At 42.5% G+C, this 22706-nt stretch carries 12 protein-coding genes; 7 read left to right on the top strand and 5 right to left on the bottom strand.

Annotation, left to right across the window (positions count from 1 at the left end; translation table 11 throughout):
- Positions 1-26 precede the first annotated feature (26 nt).
- Both Q0895_RS08390 and Q0895_RS08385 read right to left on the bottom strand, forming a co-directional pair.
- The gene (locus Q0895_RS08390; protein ID WP_058368625.1) at positions 27-1466 is read right to left on the bottom strand and encodes a cytochrome c; all 1440 of its coding nucleotides are present in this window, start codon (positions 1464-1466) and stop codon (positions 27-29) included.
- A gap of 1048 nt (positions 1467-2514) precedes the next feature.
- A complete protein-coding gene (locus tag Q0895_RS08385; RefSeq protein WP_299187647.1) occupies positions 2515-3126 on the bottom strand; it encodes a flavodoxin family protein in 612 nt (203 codons plus the stop codon).
- A 570-nt stretch (positions 3127-3696) separates the two neighbouring features.
- On the opposite strand from Q0895_RS08385, the gene Q0895_RS08380 reads away from it, so the two are divergent.
- Positions 3697-4965 (top strand): YeeE/YedE family protein, encoded by a 1269-nt coding sequence (locus Q0895_RS08380; RefSeq protein ID WP_299187643.1) that lies wholly within the window; start codon positions 3697-3699, stop codon positions 4963-4965.
- A 135-nt stretch (positions 4966-5100) separates the two neighbouring features.
- Here Q0895_RS08380 and Q0895_RS08375 read toward each other — a convergent pair whose 3' ends face one another.
- On the bottom strand, positions 5101-6021 hold the full coding sequence (locus Q0895_RS08375) for a polyphenol oxidase family protein (protein ID WP_299187640.1): 921 nt from the start codon (positions 6019-6021) through the stop codon (positions 5101-5103).
- A 3-nt stretch (positions 6022-6024) separates the two neighbouring features.
- Entirely contained in the window at positions 6025-7257 is a 1233-nt protein-coding gene (locus Q0895_RS08370) for an RluA family pseudouridine synthase (RefSeq protein ID WP_299187637.1), read from the bottom strand.
- A 563-nt stretch (positions 7258-7820) separates the two neighbouring features.
- On the opposite strand from Q0895_RS08370, the gene Q0895_RS08365 reads away from it, so the two are divergent.
- The 3 genes from Q0895_RS08365 (at position 7821) to rpoD (ending at position 13827) form a co-directional block, all read left to right on the top strand.
- The gene (locus Q0895_RS08365) at positions 7821-9008 is read left to right on the top strand and encodes an outer membrane protein assembly factor BamD (RefSeq protein WP_299187634.1); all 1188 of its coding nucleotides are present in this window, start codon (positions 7821-7823) and stop codon (positions 9006-9008) included.
- A gap of 316 nt (positions 9009-9324) precedes the next feature.
- Entirely contained in the window at positions 9325-11478 is a 2154-nt protein-coding gene (locus Q0895_RS08360) for a CHC2 zinc finger domain-containing protein (RefSeq protein WP_299187631.1), read from the top strand.
- A gap of 453 nt (positions 11479-11931) precedes the next feature.
- Entirely contained in the window at positions 11932-13827 is a 1896-nt protein-coding gene (gene rpoD / locus Q0895_RS08355) for an RNA polymerase sigma factor RpoD (RefSeq protein WP_299187628.1), read from the top strand.
- A 120-nt stretch (positions 13828-13947) separates the two neighbouring features.
- Here rpoD and Q0895_RS08350 read toward each other — a convergent pair whose 3' ends face one another.
- On the bottom strand, positions 13948-18222 hold the full coding sequence (locus Q0895_RS08350; RefSeq protein WP_299187625.1) for a hypothetical protein: 4275 nt from the start codon (positions 18220-18222) through the stop codon (positions 13948-13950).
- 207 nt (positions 18223-18429) lie between these two features.
- On the opposite strand from Q0895_RS08350, the gene Q0895_RS08345 reads away from it, so the two are divergent.
- The 3 genes from Q0895_RS08345 to nrdA all read left to right on the top strand — a co-directional run bounded on the left by Q0895_RS08345 (position 18430) and on the right by nrdA (position 22700).
- A complete protein-coding gene (locus Q0895_RS08345) occupies positions 18430-19356 on the top strand; it encodes a bestrophin family ion channel (protein WP_299187622.1) in 927 nt (308 codons plus the stop codon).
- Positions 19357-19611: 255 nt separating this feature from the next.
- Positions 19612-19923, top strand: coding sequence for a DUF493 domain-containing protein (locus Q0895_RS08340; RefSeq protein ID WP_366139929.1), 312 nt, complete (start codon positions 19612-19614; stop codon positions 19921-19923).
- Between the two features lie 500 nt (positions 19924-20423).
- Positions 20424-22700: a class 1a ribonucleoside-diphosphate reductase subunit alpha gene (gene nrdA / locus Q0895_RS08335; RefSeq protein ID WP_299187616.1), complete on the top strand. Its 2277-nt coding sequence runs from the start codon at positions 20424-20426 to the stop codon at positions 22698-22700.
- The last annotated feature ends 6 nt before the right edge of the window (positions 22701-22706 follow it).

Raw genomic sequence — 22706 nt, 5'->3', positions numbered from 1 at the left:
TTTACTAGTTAAATTCATTGATTCAACTAACGATGACGCCTAGAACGTATGAACGCTCGCACAATAAATATGATAATGACGATAGCTACGATAAGACCTAGTATCGCAAGCAGACCTGCGTACTTAATCAAAAAAGGCTGATTAGCGCCTGTAGTTGCCACGCGGTCGACATCAGCAGCGCTGACATCACTACTATCTAAACTACCAAAGTTCACCCGTACATAATTGCTAATACCAGCGATTTGCTCGCTACTTAGCTCTTCTGAAAAGCCAGGCATCTTAGGACTGGTATTGGTTGCGCCATCAACACCATGAAGAATAACATTGATTAAACCATCCGGCTTTTCGCGGCGGATACTGCTTAGACCCACAATAGGTGCATAACGAGCGTCAGGTTGGCCATAACCATCGACACCATGACAGCTACCACAAGCAGCAAGATATAATGCTTCTGGTGAATTACTGCCACCCTGAACGTCGGCTTTTGCCTGTGCTAAGTAGTCTTTTTGAGCAAGCAGGTCATGAGTGATTGATTCACTGATTGGGGTTGGTAAACGTGACGCATCAACCGGATGTACCTTATCGTCCGTTTGAACATCAGGTACGGTCTTAAGATAAGAAGCAATAGCGTTTAAATCCGCATCTTTTAAATAGCGAGTACTGTGCGATACCACCTCTCCCATAGGTCCACCAGCAAAGACTCGTTGATCCAGCTCGCCTGTACGCAGATAGGTGACAATATCTTGCTCACTCCAGTTACCTATACCGCTCGATTTATTGGGGGTGATATTGGGCGCATGCCATGTTCCAAGCTGGGCACCTGCTAAATAATTGTCGTTATCAAAACCCATTGTGCTATTACGCGGAGTATGACAAGTACCGCAATGAGCAAGATTATTGACCAAATACTCTCCGCGTTGCTGCGTCTGCGTCAATCCCTCACGGCTTTTAGTAGAAGGAACATTGAGAACATTCCAGCCTAACATTAGACTGCGAAAGTTAAACGGAAACGGTAGATTGGTTTCGTAATCAGGGGCCTCATCTACGATGGGAACCGTCTGTAGATAGGCAAATAATGCGCTGATGTCTTCATCTTTCATACCATTATAAGAAGGATATGGCATGGCTGGATAAAGCATATGATCGGGTGCACGACCTTTTTGCAGTGCTTTTTTTAGGTCGGCTTCGGTATAGTTACCGATACCATAGCGTTTCGATGGGGTAATATTGGTTGCATAAATCTCACCCATTGGCGTCTCAAGTGCGACACCGCCAGCATAATCTTCACGATGGCAAGCCATACAGTCAGCTGCGCGTGCAATATACGCTCCTCGATTGACCAAATCGCTATTGGCTGGGCTTACATTGGGTAGGCTAGCGCTTGATAGGTTAACATCTTCAGCCATTACCGTACTGGAAGTGAAACCAATCACAAGCACCGATAACATCATAGAAAGTGGCTTCATAATATCCTCATATAGCTGGCATATAGTGGCTGGCAAAAACTAAGGCTGTCCAATAAAGACAGTAGCAAGATAACCAGCAATTTCTAATAGTTAATAGCTTAGTAGTATTTTAATTTTAGTAAGTTTAAGGAGAACATGGCTAAAGCTTATGTTGCCTCAAGTGTTAATTGCTCATGTATAAACACCTAGTTTCCATTGATTATTACGTTTGTATATCAACTAGCTTATGTTTATTCTTATAAAGGTAAAACTATTTCGCTAGTATTGCTTAAATATTAACCTATTCATCTCATTTTTTTACAAAAATTAAAAATCCACATTAGGACGCTCTATAACCGCCGAATCTATAATAAAAAATACATAATATTAAAAACTTAGATAAAAAAACCTTAAAAAACATAAACTAAGAAAAATAGCTAACCAGTTTTTTGTTAAATAAATGCCTAGCAGCTACCTAAATCTCACAATTTTGTTCACTTATATCCATTTTAGTAAAAACAGCGGATACACAGTATATACAAAGGCTGCGGATGATTTTTTAGCGAAAAATTAACAATCACAAATTCCTAATTTATACAACCTAAAAAGACAGAAAATGCTCTTTTAAGTTAAGTTGATTATTTTTAGCAACAAAAACTTTTAAGCGACCGTATATGGTTGCATAATAATAAGTTTGGATTATGATGGAAGCTATCTAGACCTTGTAGCTCTAAAGGACATAATTTGAATTTATCATTTCGATACTATAGTCCAGATTCACGTTCAAGCTCCGATTCCAGCCATATAAAAGGTATGCCAAAAACTACTATGAAATCCTTTAATCTTTTTTGCATGCTAATACCGATGCTGCTGCTTACTGGCTGTCAATCCTTGCTACTTTTTGATAGCCCTATCCCTGTGACTTCCAGTCTTAATTCATCCCACACTGATATAGATAATGATAAATAAAGCTCAAAAAAAAGCAGACATCAATACTGACATCTGCTTTTTATAGTTTAATAGTTGCTTATTTATAAGTACGAAGGTACAAAGCTTTAGTTTATGTGGGTTAGCTGGCTGGTTGATGTTTGATAATCGTCTTCGCCAAGTGATCACCAAACCAAATAGCAGTATCAATGTCGCCCTTTCCTGGAGTCTCTTCAGGTGGGCCATCAAGCGACTGAGTCATCAAACCTAAAAAGCTCGATAGTCGGTTTAAATCATGAGCCTCATGACCTGTCGGCATCAATGGCAGACCAATCCAGTTCATTCCATGTTGCATAGCGTACAAAGAAATCTGCTGCAATACTGCAAGCTTATCTCCACTTAGTCCACCTGAATTGGCAAAAGCCGCCGCCCATTTGCCTTCCCATTTGCGATGATACCAACGCTTTGAGGTCTCATCCATAAAGGTCTTAAATTCGGCAGTGACACTACCCATATATACTGCACTACCAAATACCAGCAAATCAGCTTGATCTACAAAATCCCAATCAACATCATGGACATCGATTGCTTTTGCTTGAGCTTCTGGCAGCTGTTTGCGAGCGCCTTGTACAATCGCTTGTGCAACACGCTTGGTATGTCCATAGTTACTATGGAAAATGACAGCAATCGATACATTAGGCGCGTTTTTTGTAGTTAAAGACGATGATAAAGATGCTTCGGTTGATGTATTCATACAAACTCTAATAATGGATGATAAGTAAATAATTTAGCAGTAGGATATTGTAGCTACAAAACCCTTGACGTAGGATCGGTAAAGTTATCAGTACAGCTGGTGAAGAGGTTTATTACCTGATATGCGGTAGACTTCAGTAAGTTCAAGCATATTGTAACAGGCATGTTTTGATGAGTACCAGCTTATTACTGCGCATTATCTATTAATGCACACTGTAGCGAATTTTTGCGCATTATCAATTATCCTTCTGTAATAGTTACTACAATAGTTACTACTCTTTATACCTCAGTAAGCAAAGACCTAATACGCAATGTGCCCGCCTACTAATGACAAATATAGTGACAAATCGTCCATGCTAAACAACTTATCTATATTCCATATTGTTATATCATCATTCTTATTCTTCTAATACGCTAATATTTACTTTAATGATAATAGGATTATGATGGAGCGTTTACTCACACGCTATTAAAAATACCAAACGAGTTCTATAACTCTACTTTTTATTCTCATATAAATATTTATACAAATCACATCCGATCACATGCATCGGAGAAGGATGTTATTGCCTTGAATACGTTAAATACCACCACTAGAGTCCAGCCTGTAAATGATGCAAAGGATCCCATTGCAAGAGGCACTCTTGCACTTAATGCCCCGCAAAAAGCATTGATAGCAGGCGGAGTGATAGCAGGATTGCTACTCCTGATTCACTTACTTGACACTCAGCATATCTCCCAATCTTTGCTACTGGGTATTGGTCTTTTGCTAGGTTATACTCTTTTTCATGCGCGTTTTGGCTTTACCTCAGCATTTAGACGTATCATGGCTGTTGGTAATGGACAGGCGATGCGCTCTCATATGCTAATGCTGGCAGTCGCGGTGACATTGTTTGCTCCCATTCTTGCTTATGGCACTACAATATTTGGCGGGCCAGTTGCAGGTTATGTGGCGCCGTTGGGTGTCAGTCTATTAGTTGGATCTTTTGTCTTTGGTGTCGGCATGCAACTTGGTGGTGGCTGTGCTTCTGGTACACTCTATGCGATAGGCGGTGGACGTTCGGTTATGTTCATCACTTTTATCTTTTTTATAATAGGCGCTACGATTGGCGCTTATCATCTGCCATTTTGGACAGAGGAGATGCCAGCTTATGCCCCCTATTCATTAGCCACTTCTACAGGTCTTGGTTATACAGGTGCTTGGCTGGTATCGCTTGCGTTGTTTGGTTTGATTGCTTGGGTTACATTGATCGTTGAGAAAAAAAGAGCTGCACCTAAGATGGCACCTGTACCATCTGAGTCTGGCTGGAAGCGCATCTTTCGTGGTTCTTGGCCCCTATTTGCAGCAGCGATTGTTCTTGCTCTACTCAATGCCTTGACGTTACTGACGCGTGGTCAGCCTTGGGGCATTACCTCAGCATTTACTTTATGGGGCTCCAAGATAGCGAGCGGTTTGGGCGTTGATGTCGCTAGCTGGGGCTATTGGCAAGGGGCGAATGCCGCGACGCTTGATGCGTCTATTTTTGCAGACTCAACGACCGTATTGAATATCGGTATTATCATTGGTGCTTTTATTGCATCGGCGGCGGGCGGTCTGTTTAGATTTACTCAGATTACTATGGGTAATTTTGCAGCGTCAGTCATCGGTGGTCTGATGATGGGTTATGGGGCACGTTTGGCATTTGGCTGTAACATTGGCGCCTACTTCGGCGGCATCGCATCTTTTAGCTTGCACGGCTACATCTGGGGCATACTTGCTATGGCAGGCACTTTTTTAGCTCTGTACCTACGTCCGCTATTTGGGCTTTCAGTACCAAAGTCCAATGACTCTGTGTGCTAATATAAATGAGCATATCGAAGCAGTAATAAAAAAAGCAGGCTAATACCTGCTTTTTTTATTGCCGCCTCGACATTTTTTTCCAGGCACTTTCTAATGGTGTTGTTGTCAATATTACCAGTGCTTTAGATAAACCACTTAACTGCGCACAATAATCAATGCCATACGCCCCGTCGCTGGCTGCTGCAAATGTGTCTGGCGCCTATACGAATAAAACCTAGGTTCAGCATAGCTACAGCTTATCGAGGTTTCATTTTCTAATATCACACCAGCAGCGCTTAGCTGATCAGCAGCCAGCTTTGGTAAATCAAGCTTAATTTTGTCTGTATGTGATTCCGTATTAGTCGAGCTATGAATGTTAGAATCTACCGCATACAACTGATCGAAGCGATCAGTATTACTCATGTCTTGTGCTAATAATGACTGATTGTCGATACAACCTGTCAAGAGCTTATCTCGAACCTGCCTATCAACCTCGTAGTTCTCTTGGCTGATACAGACACCTATCCACGCTTTGATTTCGCCAGACTCTGTAAAACGCTTTATTGTCGTTGAAATAACTCCGCAGGCAAGCCCTTGCCAGCCAGCATGAATCGCTGCAATCTGGCCGCTGGCTGGTTGGTATAATACGATTGAAACGCAATCAGCTGTCATAATAGCCAGTCCCAAACCATCTTGCTGACTGACCATTGCATCAGCATCTACCGGACGCATACTAAGCGGGCCTGCATCTACATCATAAATCTGCTTGCCATGAACTTGATTTACCCAGCATAAGCGACCGATGGGCGCACGCTGCTGCGTTTTTAGTTGTTGGTTGATAGTCGCTAGCAAACGCATACGATTATCCAATACCTGAGTAGGATTATCAGCGACGTGCAGTCCAAGATTTAATTCACCGTAGCTTGCTTGACCTATTTGCAGCATTTGCTGAGGCTTTTCTAGCTCTCTATGCTTAATATCAGCATGTTCCAAACCAGCCGTTTGATAGGCGGCTGTTTGAAATACCGTCACATCATCGAGCTGCGCTAACACCGTTAATGGAAGTTTGTCTGTCATATCTTATTCGTCATCGTAGCCATCAGTTAACACTGATATGAGTTTTTGCATATCTTCAGGAATGGGAGTCGTCACTTCGATATCTTCACCTGTCGTTGGATGCACAAACCCCAAAGTATATGCGTGCAATGCCTGTCTTGGAAAATTGCTAATCGCCTGGCGCTGCGCTTCTGTCAAACCTGCCCGCAGTTGGCGACGTCCGCCATAGACACGGTCACCGACTATCGGATAAGTGATATGGCTTAGGTGTACACGAATCTGGTGGGTACGACCAGTCTCAAGGCCGACGTCCAGTAAACAGTAATTGTCATTGAGCGGTGTGACATTTAATAAGTGCGTTACAGCTTCACGTCCAGCGGTCATTACCGTCATCTTTGTGCGCTGATTACGATGGCGTCCAATTGGTGCATCGATACGTCGATGACGCAGTAAGCTTGCCGCGTCCCCTGCTACGACACACTGATAGTGACGATAAACAGACTTGTCTTTTAGCTGCTCCATCAAAGCCATTTGCGCAGGCTTAGTTTTACCAATCAGCAAAAGACCTGAGGTATCTTTATCAATACGGTGCACTAGGCCTGCGCGTGGTAAGTGATGCTGCTGAGGATAATGATATAATAATGCATTGACCAAAGTGCCTGTCTGATTGCCAGCCCCAGGATGGACCACCATACCGACAGGCTTATCAATCACCAGCACATCATCATCTTCGTAAACGACATCAATATCGATATTTTCTGGCTGATCTTCGCTATGCTGCTGCAATGTCGTAGACAGATGTATGACGTCTCCAGCTTTGACACGTTGTTTAGGCTTTTGCACGCTACCGTTGTGTAACAAGCTACCATCGCCAACCCAGCCTTGTAACTGCGCTCGCGAAAAGTCGGTAAAAACCTGCGAAGCAAGCTTATCTATACGTAGACCTGCTTCTTTTTCGGTAACCGTATGCGTCACGTCAATAACTTGCGGTATGGCTTGCCCAGCTACAGAGTTAACATCGCTATCATATTCATTATGATCTTCATCGTCGTCGATTTCTTCATAAGCAGATGCTAACTCATCATCAGACAAACTCTCATCAAGTAAATCAGCATCAAGGCTCGAGCCATTGGTTGTCAATTCATCTTGCATAGATGACTGTTGCGCTGACAATTTAGTCTCTGATGTTTGTTTCGGTGTTGTGTTTGTGGTCATAGCATTATTGTTCATAGCAGATTCGTAGGTGACCATATTCATAAACGATTAGGTCATAAGGATTAACTTTATAAAGCCGCGATTTATTGGATATTTAAGTAATACCCCTCAAAGACTCCAACAAAAAGCTGGTCAAATATCGTCATAGTGTACCATGCTAAGAACCTTTCACCCTATGCTTACACACAGTTATCTCTTCTTTATTGCTAAGAGCACGTCATATAAAGGGGTATATTGATAACTCTCTATAATATAACGTTGCCGTAATTTACTGTATATTAAAGATGAATAGCAACATTTGTCGTCGCTCAGCACAGATGCTCATGCTAAACTATCCAAAATTTATGATGTCAGACCCTGCTACGTTGTTATCTGACTACAAAATAGCGTACGAAAAAATAGACGAAGCAGACGTTATTCTATAAAGTAAACGTGATTTTGCTGTATGCTATGTTCGATTATAAGCCGCTAGTTACTTTATATCTTATTGCTTTGCTGTTTTGGACGTTGTTATCTTATAATTTAATAATCAGCCTTTTATCATCAACTTTGTTATTAGTGCGATAGCGTCACCGCTATTGCGCGCCTTGTGCCGGAGAAGAAGTATGCGCCCTATTGGCAACACGTTTATCAAAATTTCATCAGTGACCTTACTTGCTCTAAGTGTAAACTTGGTCGGCTGTCAGACTTTTAAAAACCTGACAAATACAGACAGCGACGCGGTCGAAACGGCTGAAAAATCAGAGCAAGGTTATTATAACGACGCCATCACTCAGATTGATAAAGGCCGCTATATACAGGCGATAGAGGATCTGACCAGTTTACGTACCTTTTATCCAACGGGACAATATGCTGAACAAGCGCTGCTTGATATTATGTATGCTCAATATGCAAGTGGTAGCTTTGAGACAGCAGCAGCAAGTGCGGATCGATTCATCAGCCTCTACCCTGCTAACCCGCAAGTAAGTTATGCATACTACGTACGCGGTGTGGCCAACATGCAAGGCTCATCTGAGGGTCTTAGACTGTTCAAGATGGACCAATCTGAGCGCGATACTGCCTATTTGCGTATTGCCTTTGCCAACTTCCAAGAGCTCATCAATAAATACCCTAACAGCCCATATGCGCCAGATGCAGCGCAGCGTATGACCTTTATTTATAATCAGTTTGCTCGTAGTGAGCTGGCCGCAGCCAACTGGTATATCGAACGCAAAGCGCATGTCGCCGCGGTCAACCGTGCCAAATGGGTATTTCAGTATTATCCACTTAGTGAAGCAGTACCAGAAGCGATCGCCATCCTTGCTTATAGCCATCAGCAGCTAGGATTGACTGACTTGGCACAAGAGTATAAAACTCTGCTCCAAATCAATTACCCAGAATGGCTCACTAATGATGGCCGTGTCAGACTGTCTACCAAAGCGGACCGCTCTTGGTTAAATAAACTGACCTTTGGCCAGCTTGGACGTGCAAGCTTAAAAGATGTGCCTATGAATAACGGTGAATATACTGGCGCCACCAAAACTCAAATCGTTCGAGCGGCAACTCAGCTCAGATTGCCAGCTGATAATGCAGCTGCTCCCGCTACTAGCGGCGCACCAACCCGTAGCAACAGCGGTGTCAATGTAGGTTTGGGTCTACCTGAAAGTTCAACCGAGCGCGTGACCAATCAGGCCAGCACAGGATCTACTGCTAGAGAGGCCAGTGTCGATCCACAAAACATGAACCCGATGCGCCGTACCACACTACCAAATGATAATAATAGTAATACGGTAGAGCTGAACGACAACAACTAAACGCTCGCTGTACTTATTCTGCTATTCTTACAATCGTCTATGACCCATTAAAAATAAGATCAACTATATAGTATAGTTGGTCTTATTTGCTTGTTGGTTTAAGTGATCCATTTGTCATCGTTTGGTCGTTGATTAAGCTTTGTCTTTTACATGATGATAAGTTAAATTTAAATCGTTATTAATAAGTTTAAGCTTTTAGTCGCTTAGGCTATTTTTTGGTATAAAGTAAGGTACTCATAATCTATGAGTACTTATTGCAAACAATAAAAATGTTAAAATAACTTTTGCATTATTCTATGATAAACTGTCTTTTCTCATGAGTATCCCCAATCATATTCTTGAACAATTAAACAGCCAAGCTGACTTGATCAGTATTATTGGTCGCCATACCACGCTTAAACGTGCTGGTAGTGAATATAAAGGGTGCTGTCCGTTCCATGGCGAAAAGTCGCCTTCGTTTTATGTCAATCCACAAAAAAATATTTATCACTGCTTTGGCTGTAATGTCGGTGGTAATGCCATCAGCTTTTTGCGCGATTATGAAAGCTTAACCTTCATCGAAGCGGTCAATGAGCTGTCAAAACAAACTGGCATTGAAGTGCCAAAAGATGAGCAACGTAACGTCAGTTATCAACGTCGTGCACCCAAGCCGGTAGCTCCATCAGCGCCTAGTCCGACTGTTAGTCCGCAAAACCAAGCACAGACTGCTCATACTCCTTCTGTCGTAACTGACTTAAGGAATCAAGGATCAAGTCAACTCGGCTATAACGATCAACCTGTCTATAGTGACAATGTTGGTTACGATGACTATCCACCATTAGACGCTTACGATTCAGCTCCCTATCCAATAGATGCTTATGGCTCAGATTATCAAGACGATAATGAAAATGGCTATCCGCCTGCTTGGTTGACAGAGACAAATGTGAGGCTGACTGGCGATAACGGCAGCGGCAATGCTGAGCAAGATGGCAACTTATATGAGCTATTAGATCAAATTCAGCAGTTTTATCAGCATAATCTAACCACGCACCCTCATGCCAAGCACTACTTTATGACCCGTGGTATCACCGAAGAGACCCTCGAAACTTTTGGGTTGGGTTATGCGCCATTTGGTTGGCAGCACCTTGAGCATCAGTTTCCACAAGACATTGAAGGACTTAAAGCCTTGGGCTTAGTGCGACAGTCGGAGTCTGGACGCGATTATGACTTGCTTCGCGATCGGGTTATCTTTCCGATTCGCGACAATCAAGGACGCACGATTGGGTTTGGTGGTCGCGCATTAGACGATGACGTGAAGCCCAAATACATCAACTCCTCTGACTCACCTGTCTTTCATAAACAGCATGTACTATACGGCTATTATGAATCGCGTCAGCAGCGTGCCGATCACTGGCTTGTGGTCGAAGGCTATATGGATGTGATCGCCCTTTATCAAGCAGGCATTTATGGCGCAGTAGCCTCTATGGGTACCGCCATCAATGAGAGCCAAATCTCGCGCCTACTCACTCTAAACCCAACATTAACGCTCAGTTTTGATGGTGATAGCGCAGGACAAAAAGCCGCTTGGCGCACTCTTGAAGTGGCCCTACCAGTACTGTCCGACGATAAAGAGCTGCGATTTTTGACCTTACCCAATGGTCATGATCCTGATACCTTTATTAAAGCAAATGGCAGTGAAGCCATGCGTGAACAAATCGTCAATGCAAAGCCATTGTCACAATACATTTTTGCCTATCTAAGTGAGCGTTACGATTTGGCATTGGCAGAAGGTAAAGCCAAGCTGATGTCACAAGTGCGCTCATTGACCACTGCATTACCTAAAGGCAGTAGTTTTCGGTATTTGCTTAATAACGATATATACCAAAAACTGGGTGGTAAGCGCAGCCAAAATGTCGAAGCCAAAGACGCGCTGCTCGATTTTGATGGTGATATGACCATCAGTCAGCAGTTGCAATTGTGTTTTTTGTTTCAGCCCCGCGTACTGCAAGAAGACACCATCGAGTCAATCTGGCAAAAAGCAGGTATTAATAGTTTAAATCTGCCTGCTCATATCAAACAAAAAGCGCCTTTGGATGCATGTCGGCCATTAGCATGGGAAGACTTACATGATGCGCCATTGCTCGATGTTGTCAATACGATTAAACGCTGCTTGGCCTATCTACCAACGGATGCAAACGCTGCTGCACATTTTATTATGTCAAACGTACAGCCTACTACTCAAAAGACACTAAGCCGTAGTTGGGGCCCTTTTTATAAGACATTAACCACAAGAAACATATTGAGCGTCGATGAGCTGATCGAAAACTTAGTCATGCAGTTACTTAAGCTCCATATGCAAAAAAAGATGCAAGATCTCATTAAAAATCCAGATCATGTTAGACTTGCGATCGTACGTAAACAGACACAACTACTAAATGACTGGTTGCGCGCGCAGCAAGCAGAGCAATCAGCATCAATGATAAGCGTTTAATCCCAATTGAAGACCACTTTGGGTTATTCAATAACAGATAAAATATTGACCCTTTAAAACATTGGCTATTGACCCCATCATCTATGATTATGGCAAGCACATATTGACTATGATATAAACAGCAACTGATTGGCTGTCTTGTGCTTGATAGCGATGGTCTGTGTTAAACTATGCCGCTGTCGATATTGACTGTTATTTTAAGTACCATTATTTTTGAATACAGTGGTTTTCAAATACAGTTATATTGCTTTATTTTTGAGTAGTGTTTTTAGCAAGTTTTTATTTAGCCGTTATATTGTAGTTTTTTGAGCCTTTATTCATATCAACTCATTTTCGTTATTATTGACAATTTCTACGCTTTTTATGTGATCAATCTACCGATTAGATCAGCGCACCGCACAAGCGATAGTCTGTTATGTTACGAAAATGCCCGACGCAAGCAAGTGAGTATTTATGAGCGATAAGTCAGTTTCCAATTCCACATCTCAACTGGCCACCTTAATCCAAATGGGCAAAGAGCAAGGGTATCTTACCTATGCTGAGGTGAACGACCAGTTGCCTGACTCTATAACAGAAAGCGACCAGATTGAAGACATTGTCCAAATGCTCACTGACGTCGGTATCAAAATCTTTGAGGCCGCGCCTGATGCTGATGATATCTTGATGAACGATGATTCAAGCGATGACGATATGGCAGCTGATGAAGCGGCAGCCGTATTGGCTTCTGTCGAAACTGAGCCTGGTCGCACCACTGACCCTGTTCGTATGTATATGCGCGAGATGGGTACAGTTGATTTGCTAACTCGTGAAGGCGAGATTGCTATTGCCAAGCGTATCGAAGAAGGTATTCGTGATGTGCAGCATGCGATGGCTTACTGGCCAGGTACTGTACAATTTGTTCTTGATGAATACCAAAAAGTCCAAGATGGTGAAAAGAAACTCTCTGACGTTATTACTGGTTTTTTGGATCCTGAGACAGATGAAGACATCGCAGCAGTTAAAGAAGAAAAAGAACAAATCCTAGTCATGAAGGCTAAAGCCAATTCAAAAGCTGAGGCTGAAAAAGATGACGATGATGATGACGACGATGATATAGATGTTGACGACAGCGATGATACTGAAGAAGAGACTGGTGGTATCGATCCAGAAGAAGTACGCTTGCGGTTAGAAGAGATTGAACATTTATTTCTTAAAGCCAAACAAGCCTTGCTTGATTATGGTCGTGGTAGCGCACAAGCTGACGAGGCTTATGAACAGCTTGCCAGCCGCTTTATGATGTTAAAGCTTAACAACCGTCTGTCAGATCAAGTCATGGCTATCATGCATGATGTGTATGATGACGTACGTAAGCAAGAGCGTCAGATTATGCGTTTGGTGATTCGCCGTGGTCGTATGCCGCGTTCTGAATTCCGTAAGACTTTTCCAAGTAACGAAACCAATGTCGATTGGCTCACTGAACGTTTAAAAGGTAAGCCTGCATTTGCGGGCACGCTAGAAAAAGTCACTGATGATGTTATTTTACTACAACGTAGAATCCGTGATTATGAGCAAAAGCTCGACATGGAAATCAACGACATGAAAGATGTGGCACGCGGTATGGCGATTGGTGAAGCCAAAGCACGCCGAGCCAAAAAAGAGATGGTCGAGGCCAACTTACGTCTAGTTATTTCTATCGCGAAGAAATACACCAACCGCGGTCTGCAGTTCTTGGATCTGATTCAAGAAGGTAACATCGGTCTGATGAAAGCGGTAGATAAGTTTGAGTATCGCCGTGGTTATAAGTTCTCGACCTATGCCACGTGGTGGATTCGTCAGGCGATTACCCGCTCTATCGCTGACCAAGCACGTACTATTCGTATCCCTGTGCATATGATTGAGACCATTAACAAAATAAACCGTGTCTCACGTCAGCTACTACAAGAAATGGGCCGCGAGCCAACGCCTGAGGAATTAGGCGAGCGTTTAGAGATGGACGAAGTCAAAGTCCGTAAGGTGCTTAAGATTGCCAAAGAACCGATCTCTATGGAGACGCCTATCGGTGATGATGAAGATTCACACCTAGGTGACTTTATCGAAGATGGTACTATCTCAAGCCCAGTCGACGATGCAACGGCCGCTGGCCTGCAAGAAGCCACTCGTGATGTACTTGGTAACTTAACCGAGCGTGAAGCGCGTGTGCTAAAAATGCGTTTTGGTATCGATATGCCGACAGACCATACTCTAGAAGAAGTTGGTAAGCAGTTCGATGTTACGCGTGAGCGTATCCGTCAGATTGAGGCAAAAGCGTTGCGTAAACTGCGTCATCCCTCACGTTCTGAGCATTTACGTTCTTTCCTTGAAAATGACTAATATTCAATGAAGCTAAATAAAAAAAGCCGAGTTTATCTCGGCTTTTTTATACTTTAAAGGCTCTAGTTAAGTATTGCGGGTCTTAAAGTGCGTAAAGATCACGGTTTGATATCTAACAGCTTATGCATCAGAAACTAGTGCTCGTTTTTTTAAATCAATGACGATAACTTCTATTTCCTCGATACCCGTATATTGATCAGAGATAGTTTGCCAATACTGCTTCAAAGCTGATGCCAAGTCATCAATACTGACTGTTTTACCGTCAATTATCCAACGCTTTGTTTGATTCAGGGAGACTAGAAGAAAGATACCACACCCCGACGTTTCTTCTCTCAGATAATCACCGCCTAACTGATTTCTCAATCGCTCACACAATTTTGAGCCACTCCAGCTTTTATCAAGCAGTTTCAATTCAATAGGTACAGGCGATTGAATTTTTGGATTAGCAAGCCAAATATCCATTCGTTGCTCATTAGCCAGTTCAGGTTCTTCAGCAATGGTATAGTGACCGCCTCTGTGCTGATTTAGATAACCCGCTACAAGGGTTCTAACCTCATTTTCTTCTTCTGCTTTTTGCCAAGTTAACCATGGACTGTCATTGCCATTTTCGACCCAATTTTTGAGCGCCTTTAACTGTTGTACTGCCAACTCAAAAAGCTGTCTATGTGTTTGAGGGGACAACATTTTAGATTTATAAAAGTCCTTAAATTGTTGGGCAGACCATGGCGTTATGTCTCCATATCTTTCCGCCATTTCGTAAGCGCGTTTTTGCAGCAACAATTTATGTGAGCTTTCTTGATGCTCTTTAGAAATTTGCTTAAGAACATAATAGTTCTCTTTGCTTGGTGTCTCTACCAAATAACTTAATAATCTATCTCTAGCATCTTGAGCATCATCACGAATGGTAGGAGAATAAACACCTTCTCCAGCTCTCTGTATATCATCGCTTAGCTTAATATATTTATGCATCAGCACATAAAGGGTCTTTAAATGAGGGGCTATCTTAAATTTTCCTGCGTTATATACTTTTTTCTGGGTATAAGTTCCGCCTAATAAGCCTGTAATAAATATAGCTGCAGCTTGTTGCTGAGCATCTGTATTATTCAAACCAGATAGCCAGTGCTCAAGCTTTGGAAGACCATTATCTGCATCATTATCAACCAATAGTGCATACCACCAAGCCACTTCTTTATAGTCATCAGCATTAAGTGCTATATATTTATCAGCTAGTGTGGCCAGCTTTCCAGATTCAACACCAGCCTCAATCAATATCTTCACACAGTATTCTTTACGAATAGTAAGTGGACTGGTACGACCCATCAAATAGTCTAATACTCTGCCCGCCATAAATTCATGAAGCCAAGGAGCATGTTGAATCAAGTCTTGCAAAATATGACTCAAAGAACCTTCAGAACTACAGGTTTCTAGCTCCCAAACTAGCTCTTTCCACATAGCATCTTCTGTGGCTTTTGGAAATGCTCTATGCATTCTTTCAAACCAACTGGGAAAACCATGAATATCCCAAGTAATATAACGCAATGCTGTATTCAGGTCATTAGTATCTAAATAGTTAGGGAAGTCACTGACTTCATTGGATTCAATTTCCAGACCAGACAAAGCAATTAATAAAGCGTTAGAAATTGAATTATCAACGTCTTGTTCTGATTTTAACCGAGGCTTATAACACCGCCAATAATTCATACAAAAGTCTTTGTATGCTAAAGCAACCTCATTACCAAATTCAGGAATCAGGCTTTTCCAGTTGGTACAATATAGACAACTGGCATCTACGCTATTTTTTCTTATCTCATCTAATAGCCATACATGATTATTAGTGATTTCACTTTCCTCTACTGAAGGTGTAATAACTTCGGATGGATTATTGCGTAAATGCGTTATCCATTTTTTCTTACTTTTTTCCCACTCTTCTTTTCTTTTGTCTGCTTGCTCACACCTTATTTTTGATTCTTCTTCATACTTTTTCATTGCTTCACTGATTTCAGGATTCAATAATCTTTCTAACTTATCCTCAAGTACATCACTTCCTGATACAGTTTTGCGCAAATCGTCCAACATTTCAGTGGGACAATCGCTCTGATGATATATTCGATACGCATTACCAAGTGCGACTAGCTTATCATCATCTAGCGTTCGTGACCCGACGTACGCAAGCACTCTTGAAAAATCAGACGTTTCAAACCTCCAGTAATTATCTCTATAAAATAGAAGGAAGTCAGAATTCAAAGGTCGAGATTGATCAGCACTACTCATTCTTGTTCTTTCATCTTCTATACTGTACCAGTACAGGGCATCGTTCAACTCAGTCCATTGAGGTAATATATGTTGCAAATTCGTTTCACAAGCATCAAAACGCACTTCTCGATAGAATCTTAACTCAGCTGCACGAGCCAATACTGACAGGGATGTATTTGATAGAGCATATTTATTTTTTGCTAAAATCAATCTTTCTATACATTTTAGCGCTATACTCATCAGCCACTTATCTTGTTTTGATACCTCGTCCCTTTCTGTTTCATTCAACACCTGTATGCTTAGATGGCTGTGGAGCTTATTCAATAGATGAACAGTAACATCATTATTTGTACGCTCAATAAATCCAGACACTGCTCCAGACAAGGCTGTTGGCGTAAATTCGTTTGGTTCGGATAAATTAACAACACTATGGATAATCAAATCAACATTTGAAATCGTTGATTCAGCATACAGGACTAAGTCTGCTAATAGCCATCTTGGGATCTTCTTATTAGAATTATTAATACCTTGCCATACAGTATTTTTTTGCTCTTGAGTTCCAACTGACATAACTGCACTGGCAGCTACTCTTCTCGTATACTTCTGTCTATCCTCGTCAATAACAACAGATATCAATGTATTAACGCATTTCGACAGTGCTCCTTGAAGCACCAATCGGCTGAGAAATAGAATGATATTGTCGTTACCTTTATAATGGTTGATAAGTTCGAGCACATCACTTTCTAAATCAGGCTGGGCAAGATTGGCAATTGCTGTATTGCTTCCTATGTATGCTTTGTAGCGATCTTTATCTATACTGTCGATAAGCTTTAAGATTGCTTGCTTTCTTAAATGCATAGCTAGCTTAGACGGGTCACCACCTTCAATGAGGATTTCTGGTGTTATACTCAAAGCCTTAGCGTAAATATTGTCATCAAATAGAATCAGCCAAGACAGTACTGGACGAAGCAAAGGGGTAATAATATTTACATCAAAAGGTTCTCTGAAAAAGTAGGACTCAATTTGTAAACGGTTATAGTTACCTTTTAGTAGCGAACTAAAAAACTCTGCCGCTAATAGCTCGCGTATATCTCTATGTCTGAATCGTACTGCGCCATATAGGATATCGTTAAACAACCCACTTTCTAATAGTTTTTTTATATCACCTCTATCCCAGTCGTATAGTATGGTTTCTGCATCAATGCCCTGTTTATAATGCTTCGAGTCAGGCACATTAATTTCTGCATTTCTTGTCAATAGTAAAGCTGCCGCCAAGCGCTGTGCCCCGCTGCGCGCAAAATCTGTATTTAATGCAAGGCGATAGCCAGCGCTATGACTCTCATTAAGCCGTAGATCAATATTATGTTGTATAAGTTCTAAGCGTCCATCGAGTGACTTATCATCTTTCCACTTATCGATTATGGTATCTAAGTCAAACGGTCTTTCGGCCAAGCTCCAAAGATCAAGTCTTTCAATCTCATCCAACAATTGATGAGTATCTTCAACCCCTCTTTTTTGACAGTATGTAGTGATTCTTTCTTTATCTAGAGGAAGCAAGCTATAAACTTTAAACGTATCATTAGATTTTTGCTCATTACTGGTAGCGCTTTTTTGATGATCACTATCTTTTAGCGGTAAAACTTCATCCATTAATTCTTGATCAGTCTTTGCTCTCCAGCTATAAGGTCGACTAGAAATATATATGTGTGCTCTAAGCTGACCTCTCTTAATCGTTCTAGCAAAACACCGTATTGATTTTTCAAATGCCCTTGGACTGGCAAGCAAAGCTTCGTCTACAGAGTCCAGAAAAAACCATGCTTCTTTACTTGAATCTAACCAACTATCGAACGCCTCCTCATCGCCAACTTCAAAGCTGTCATAAAAATGACGATCAATATCTTCAATTCTAATAAAAAATGCATACTCCCCTTTACGATTCATCAAAGAAGCTCTTTCCTTGAACTCAAGCGTTTTTCCTGCACCTGCTTCAGCGAGTACTATACAACGAAGCTCGTTGAGAAGCGAATTCCATGACTCAGACTGTCCAGTATTAAATTTAAGGTAATTTTCAATATCTTGTAAATCATCTTTATCTTTAGAAACAACTGAAAACTGTCTATCCACTTCAATATAACTCGACATATAAATTCCAAATTTTCTTATAAGCAAATATTCTTCGTCAGCTTAACAAGCATACAGACACTTTATCTACTCTTTTAAAAAGCTTATAAAATGTCAGTTTTTAATAGATTAACTAACGAGAAAAATTAGTAGTTTTTTACCCTATAGTGCAATCTTACACTATATAATATGCCAGAAATATATACATACCATCGCTAGGAAGCTGACATGATTGTCCGGCAAACACCCCACCCGTTTAAGATATTTTTTGCGCTGCGCGGTTCAATCATTCCAAAAATATATCCGCAGCTGCTATTAGTTACCATCCTTAGTACAGCCATTACCATTATTCAACACTGGATTCCTGACTCTTTTCCTTATTATGGTATCGCCACTTTTACCTTATTGGGCATCGCATTATCGCTGTTTTTGGGATTTCGAAATAACGCCAGCTATCAGCGTTGGTGGGAAGCACGGATGCTATGGGGCCAGTTGGTATATGATGCTCGCAGCTTAACCCGTCAAGTCCTATCCTTTATAGATGATGACAACGAGCATGGTCGTGAGACTCAGCGCACCATGGTATATCTGACCATTGCTTTTGCACATGCGGTGCGCCACAGGCTGCGTGGTACGCCACCTTGGGCGGATATTAAGCCTTTTGTCACAGCGGTAGATCATGATGGTATGCATCAAGCAAAAAATGTCCCTGACCATATAATGCGCCTCATGGGTAAGCATCTCGGCGATATTCGGCGTCAAGGACTGGTCTCAGAGCAAGTCATCCAAAACATGGATGAGCGCCTGACCTCTATGACGATTGTCTTGGCAGCCTGCGAGCGCATTCATAACACACCGCTACCTTTTGCTTATATGCTGCTGGTACATCGTACGACCTACTTGTATTGCATCATGCTGCCTTTTGGCTTGGTTGCCTCGCTTGGTTGGGCAACGCCCTTGGTTTGTGCCGTGATTGCTTATACCTTTTTTGGGTTAGATGCATTGAGTGAAGAGCTAGAAGAGCCGTTTGGTTTGGCAGCCAACCAACTTCCATTGACGGCATTGTCCCGCACGATCGAAATCAATCTGCGAGAAGCGCTAGGAGAAACCAATCTGCCGACTGATATTATGCCTATTGATGGTTATTTGCCGTAAATATTGCCGTCATCTAAGCGCCATACAATAAACGAGCGGCAAACGTAACTTGAATAATCTACCGCACGCCATTATAAATAGTAGACAAAGATACTGTAGGTAAAATCTCTACTATAACCAGCTGATTTATTCAAAAATATTATCTATAAAAGCGAGGCTCATATCATGAGTGATGATTCAAAAAATAACAACGACAACGTCGACAACAATGTAAATAACCCAACCAGCAATCAGCCATCAGTGAAAGTCACTGATTTGACGCCAAATAAAGGCGTCTTAAAAGGCAAAAAAACAGACATTCAAAATCCTGAGCTTTGGGAGTTCCCGATGAACTACCCACTCAGCATCATTGGTCATGAAGGCGAGCACGAGAGCTTGCTTAATGAAATCAAGCTCATCTTGGGCAGTCAGTTCCCTGATTTTGATTTGGCCTCTATCGAGGTAAAACCTTCTAGAACAGGTCGCTTTCATTCAGCCCGCGTTAATTTATATCTGACAGAGGCCGATCAAGTAAACAAGCTTTATGCGTCTCTTGATAATGCCAAAACGGTTCGCATGGTTTTATAAATCGTTCAGGCAGGTTTAGCACCTTTTTAGTCCAGATCGTCACTCACTAGTAATAACATATGGGTGGCGATTTTTTGTGGTTTGATGTACAATCTGCGCCCGCATTATTGCCGCCACGATGATGGTTATCAGGCGACAATCGCTGAGAAAATAAAAAGCAAATGGCCGCACTATTTTTACAAAAAATTTATGATCGACCTCATTTGCGCCTAACCCTTATCCCATCGTCCTTTGCCAAAATTTGGACCGTCTACAACGTTGTAGCAACATAGTTTTATCCTAAAATCAATATAGTATTTTCAAAATTTTCCCGCTATATTGTGCCTACCGATTAAGAAAAACGCTACATGTAGTACTCAGTGATCTTTGCTATCACTATGGGTAGTGGCTGCTTGTTGCCAAAAAACTGCTGCTACCATCGACTACAATCGCGTCATAAAGAATGTCTGCCGCTCCTTTGGCGCGCAGCATCACTATAAGCAATCAAAATAGAGGCTAACATGACACATATTGATAAAATCCAAGTAACCAAACGTGATGGACGTTTAGAGCCTATTAATTTAGACAAAATTCATAAGGTAATAGCGTGGGCGGCTGATGGCTTGGACAATGTGTCGGTATCGCAAGTTGAATTAAAATCCCATATCCAGTTCTATGAAGGTATCAAGACTCGTGATATTCACGAAACCATTATCAAATCAGCCGCCGACCTCATCTCAGAGGACACGCCTGACTATCAATATCTCGCCGCGCGCTTGGCGATCTTCCATCTGCGTAAGATTGCTTATAACCAGTTTGAGCCGCCGCACCTGTATGATCACGTCAAAACGCTAACCGACGCTGGCAAATATGATGAGCATATCCTAGCGGACTACAGCCGTGCAGAATTTGATGAGCTAGAAGAATACCTTGACCACTGGCGTGATATGAACCTTGCCTATGCAGCGGTTGAGCAAATGGCAGGCAAGTACCTCGTACAAGATCGCGTCACCAAGCGCGTTTATGAAAGCCCGCAATTTTTGTATATGCTGGTCGGTATGTGCCTGTTTGCCAACTACGACAAGGCCAGCCGCTTAAGCTATGTCAAACGCTTTTATGATGCGACCTCACAGTTTAAGATTTCCCTACCGACGCCTATCATGTCGGGTGTACGTACGCCATCGCGCCAGTTTAGCTCGTGCGTACTGATCGAATGTGGTGACAGCCTAGACTCAATCAACGCGACCACCAGCGCCATCGTACGCTATGTATCACAGCGCGCTGGTATCGGCATCAACGCAGGTCGTATCCGCGCCCTTGGTAGCCCTATCCGTGGCGGTGAAGCGCAGCACACTGGCTGTATCCCATTTTATAAACTGTTCCAAACAGCGGTGAAATGTTGCTCACAAGGGGGCGTCCGTGGCGGTGCTGCGACCCTATTTTACCCATTATGGCATTTGGAAGTTGAGTCATTACTGGTACTCAAAAACAACCGCGGCGTCGAAGACAACCGTGTCCGTCATATGGACTACGGCGTACAATTAAACAAAACGATGTACACGCGCCTCATCAAAGGGCAAGACATCTCGCTATTTTCACCAAGTGACACGCCAGGCCTATATGATGCGTTCTTTGAAGACCAAGACAAATTCGAAGAGCTATATACCAAGTACGAAAATGATCCTAACATCCGTAGCCGTCAAATCCCAGCTGCTGATTTGTTCAGCCTAATGATGCAAGAGCGCGCCAGCACAGGTCGTATCTATATCCAAAACGTCGATCATTGCAACACCCATAGCCCATTTGACGCGGCCATTGCGCCGATTCGCCAGTCAAACCTATGTATGGAAATCGCGCTACCGACTAAGCCACTGGATAACATCAATGACGAAGAAGGCGAAATCGCCCTTTGTACGCTATCAGCGGTCAACTTGGGTAAGGTCGAAAACGTCAGCGATATCGAAGAGCCAGCTGAGCTAATCGTCCGTGCGCTTGACGCCCTGCTCGACTACCAAGACTATCCAGTTAAAGCCGCTCAAAACGGCAGCATGCGTCGCCGTACGCTTGGTGTGGGCGTAATCAACTATGCTTACTACTTGGCTAAGAATGGCGCACGCTACTCTGACGACAGCGCGCTTGGTCTGACCCATCAGACGTTTGAAGCGTTGCAATTTTATCTCTTAAAAGCCTCAAACAAATTGGCAAAAGAGCAAGGCGCTTGTCCTGCGTTCAATGAAACTACGTACTCACAAGGCATCTTGCCGATTGATACGTACAAAGCCGACTTGGATAAAATCTGCCAAGAGCCGCTACATCTCGATTGGGAAACGCTACGCGGCGAGATCACTGAGCACGGTCTACGCAACTCTACCCTAACCGCCTTGATGCCGTCTGAGACCTCTAGTCAGATCGCCAACGCGACCAACGGTATTGAGCCACCACGTGGTCTGGTCTCTATCAAAGCGTCAAAAGACGGCATCTTAAAGCAAGTCGTACCTGAGATTGCTACCCTAAAAGATCAGTACGAGCTACTATGGCAAATGCCAAACAATGATGGTTACCTAAAGCTGGTCGCTATCATGCAGAAGTTCGTCGATCAAAGTATCTCTGCCAACACTAACTACGATCCTGTTCGTTATGCAGGTGGCCGTGTACCGATGAAGATATTGCTAAAAGACTTGCTAAACGCTTATAAAATGGGTGTGAAGACGTTGTACTACCACAACACTCGTGATGGTGCGAACGATGCCCAAGCGGATATGGAAGATGATTGTGCTGGCGGGGCTTGTAAGATTTAAGCTCTG

This window comes from uncultured Psychrobacter sp., from assembly GCF_947495825.1.
GTDB lineage: Bacteria > Pseudomonadota > Gammaproteobacteria > Pseudomonadales > Moraxellaceae > Psychrobacter.
Note: the sequence above shows the minus strand (reverse complement) of the source record. Positions and strands in the feature narration are given on the sequence as shown.